The sequence below is a fragment of the Micromonospora sp. M51 genome (assembly GCF_018070305.1).
Taxonomy (GTDB): Bacteria; Actinomycetota; Actinomycetes; order Mycobacteriales; family Micromonosporaceae; genus Micromonospora; species Micromonospora parva.
The window spans coordinates 1-3,394 of the sequence record NZ_JAGPXZ010000676.1 but is presented as its reverse complement, the minus strand read 5'-3'; the positions used below and the strand labels follow the sequence as shown (position 1 = coordinate 3,394).

At 72.8% G+C, this 3,394-nt stretch carries 4 protein-coding genes; 3 read left to right on the top strand and 1 reads right to left on the bottom strand.

The window, feature by feature from the left end; all coding sequences use genetic code 11:
• Window positions 1-1,020: beta family protein (locus tag KBX53_RS26880; RefSeq protein WP_210862326.1), on the bottom strand; the 1,020-nt coding region annotated here is incomplete at its 3' end.
• A 91-nt stretch (window positions 1,021-1,111) separates the two neighbouring features.
• Between KBX53_RS26880 and KBX53_RS26875 the strand changes: the two genes are divergently transcribed.
• The 3 genes from KBX53_RS26875 to KBX53_RS26865 form a co-directional block, all read left to right on the top strand.
• Window positions 1,112-1,999, top strand: a complete 888-nt coding sequence (locus KBX53_RS26875; RefSeq protein ID WP_210862324.1) for a sulfotransferase domain-containing protein — start codon at window positions 1,112-1,114, stop codon at window positions 1,997-1,999.
• A 257-nt stretch (window positions 2,000-2,256) separates the two neighbouring features.
• A complete protein-coding gene (locus KBX53_RS26870) occupies window positions 2,257-2,649 on the top strand; it encodes a cupin domain-containing protein (protein WP_036411381.1) in 393 nt (130 codons plus the stop codon).
• A 42-nt stretch (window positions 2,650-2,691) separates the two neighbouring features.
• Window positions 2,692-3,394 (top strand): trehalase-like domain-containing protein (locus tag KBX53_RS26865; protein ID WP_309140860.1); only part of this gene is annotated, 703 nt, incomplete at its 3' end.

Sequence of the window (3,394 nt, the reverse complement as noted above, 5' to 3'; positions counted from 1 at the left end):
CCTCGGCACACCGTCGTCGGCCGGGTGCAACAGCGTGTTCAGCACGTGGGCCAGGTGGTGCGAGGTGCTCCACGCCGCCCAGTTGGCGGTCGAGCCGGCGCCGGCACCCCTGCGGGCCCGGCGCAACAGCTCATGGTCACCCCACGAGAAGGCCGCCCCGGTGGTCGGCCAGTGTGGCGCCGACACCAGCGTGCGACACAGGTCGGCGAACCGGTCGTCGCCCCGGCCGCCGCGTCGCGCCCAGCGGTAGATCCACCAACTGCCGTCGTCGGTGTACCGCACCGTCGGCAACCGGTCGCCGGGATCACCGGTGCCCGGCACCGCCGGGTGGACGCCGTAGTCGCCGTAGTCGACCCCGGCGTCGGCCAGCCGTCGCCACAGCTGCCAGTCCCAACGGTCCAACTGGACCGGTTCGTCGGTGGGCAGGCCGGACAGCGTCGGCGGCATGCCGCCCGCCGCCACCGTCACCGACCGCCAGGCGTGTCGGCGCGCCCAGTCCAGCAGGCGGCGTATCCGGGGCTCGGCGGCCCGCACGTCCGCCGGGCAGCACACGTCCCCCGCGTCCACCAGCAGGTCGCACTCCTCCGGGGCGAGGTCGGTGAACCGCCAGATCCGTTCCACAGCGGTGGTGCTCGCGTCCGGCCCGGCCCGGTCCTGGCCGGCCCGCAGCCGGATGAGCGCCCGGCGGCCGTACGCCCGGGCCGCCGCGCCGTGCGCGACCAGCCGGTGGTCGCTCTCGGAGAGCCCGATGACCGGCACCATCGGTACGCCCCAGCGGGTCAGCTCCGCCTCGGGGATGTCGGGCAGCGCGCTGACGTCGACGGCGGGCAGCAGCCCGGACGGCAGCCGGCGAACGGTGTCCATGGTGGACCTGTCGATCGTGCCGATCTCCAGGACCGGGGCGACCAGCTCGGCGTACGCGGGATCGAGGTGGCTCAGGGCCTCAAGCTCGCCTCGTCGGTTGGCGAGGATGGGGCGGTAGAGCGTTGCCGCCGCCCGGCCCCCGTGGGCGGGCACCATACTTCAATCTAGCCAGGCATGCGCATGTCTCACAGGGGTGTAAGTCGGAATTCGGCTGCTCGACTGTCGGTTCGACGACTACCATCCACCGGTGCTCACGCCAATTCACCGGTACCGATCCGACGACGAGGACAGCGCGCGGTGGACCGGTTTCCCGTTCCGCGACGGCGACATCGTGATCAGCACCCGGTCCAAGAGCGGCACCACCTGGATGCAGATGATCTGTGCGCTCCTGGTGCTGGGCACCCCGGACCTGCCGGCGCCGCTGCCCGAGTTGTCGCCGTGGCTGGACTGGTTGGGCGAACCGCGGGCCACGGTGTACGACCGGCTGGCCGCCCAGCAGCACCGGCGGTTCATCAAGACGCACACCCCGCTGGACGGGGTGCCGCTCGACCCGCGGGTGCACTACGTGGTGGTGGCCCGACACCCACTGGACATGGCGGTTTCCCTCTATCACCAGGCCGCCAACCTGGACCGGGCGCGGCTGGCCGAGCTGACCGGCCGACCCGCCCCGGCCGGGCCGCCGGGTGAGCGGCCCCCGGTGCGGGAGTGGTTGACGAGCTGGGTCGACCGGGAGGTGGACCCGCACTCCGAGCTGGATTCGCTCCCCGGGGTGCTGATACACCTGACTGACGCGTGGGCCCGCCGGCACGAGCCGAACATCGAATTGGTGCACTACGACGACCTGCTGGCCGATCTGGGCGGTGAGATGCGCCGGCTCGCCGACCGGTGGGGCATCACGGTCCCCGACGCGCGCTGGCCCGCGCTCATCGAGGCGGCCACCTTCGGCCGCATGCGCGAGCGCGCCGACCAGCTGGCACCGGACACCCTCGGCGTGCTGCGCGACCGCCTGGCGTTCTTTCGCCGAGGAGGCTCCGGTCAGGGACGCGACCTGCTGGACGAGCCCGCGCGATCCCGCTATCAGCAACGGGTCGCCGCGCTGGCCCCGTCCGAGCTGCTCACCTGGCTCCATCGCTGAGTCGGGTGAGCGCACGGTGGCTCGAAAGAGCGCACGGCGCCGCTCGACCGTGGTCGGAACGTCGCCGCGCTCTGGCCGTCTCCCACCACCGCAGCCGTTCGGCGGTACGCCGGCGGGGACCTGGCTCGACCGGCGCTTCGTGCCGGTCCGCGCTGTCGATCCCCGGTCCGCGCGCATCCAAACCCTCTGACCGTGGGGAATTCCATCATCTGCGACTCCCGGCGTGGCGCGCCGCCGGACGGGGTATGAGCGTGGGCATGGAGCATTTCACTATCGCGACTGTCGCCGAGAAGAGCCCGGATTTCCGGCGGGTGCTGTGGACCGGTGAGCACACCCAGCTGGTCATCATGACCATTCCGCCGGATGGGGAGATCGGCGAGGAGGTGCACGAGGGCATCGACCAGATCCTGACCTTCGTCAGCGGCGTCGGCGAGGCCCGGGTCGCCGGCGCGAAGCGGAAGGTCGCCGCGGGCGACCTGGTCGTGGTTCCGGCGGGCACCAAGCACAACTTCGTCAACACCGGCCCCAACCCGCTGGTGCTGTACACGGTCTACGGGCCGCCGGAGCACGCCGACCAGGCGGTGCACAAGACCAAGGAGGAGGCCGACGCGGCCGAGGCGGCGGGGGAGGACGAGCCGCCCACCGAGTGAGGCGCCCGGTCTGATCCGGCCTGATGCGGGTACCCCCGGCGGGTGGAGCAGCAGCCGGCGATCTCCGACTACGGGTTCCTCTCGGACTCCCGTTCGGGTGCCCTGGTCGGCAAGGACGGCTCGATCGACTGGTGGTGCCCGCACCGGTTCGACGGGTCGGCCGTGTTCGCGCGGCTGCTCGACCCGGGTGCCGGCCATTTCCGGCTGGCGCCGGTAGGCGTCGGCGGTCCGGGCCACCGGGTGGAGCGCGCGTACCTGCCGGACTCGCTGGTGCTGCGGACGGTGCACCACACGCCGCACGGCAGCGTGGCGGTCGTCGACGCCCTCGCCGCCGAGGTGGGCGCCCGCGCCCACGAGTTGGGCAAGAACTCCCCGGCCGTGCTGATCCGGGTCGTCAAGGGGCTGTCCGGGCGGGTGCGGATGGGGCTCGACTTCGCACCCCGCCCGGAGTACGGCCTGCTCACGCCGTACCTGCACGACCAGCCGGACGGCGGGGTGCTGGCCGGGGCCGGCCCGGTGGTGCTGGTGTTGCGCGCCGGGGGTCTGCACCTGCGGGCGGGCACCGATCGGGTGACCCACGAGTTCGAGGTCTCCGCCGGTCAGGTGATCGGGATGGACCTCGCGTTCGGTGAGGCGTACGGCGATCCGCCGGCCCGACTGGACCCGCTGGCCGCCCTCGCGGAGACGACGCAGGCGTGGCAGGCGTTCCGGGAGACGCACGGGTACTCCGGCCGCTACCCCGAAC

Excerpts from the sequence above, each read along its gene's own strand:
- KBX53_RS26870 (WP_036411381.1), top strand. The coding sequence starts at position 2,257 with ATGGAGCATTTCACTATCGCGACTGTCGCCGAGAAGAGCCCGGATTTC.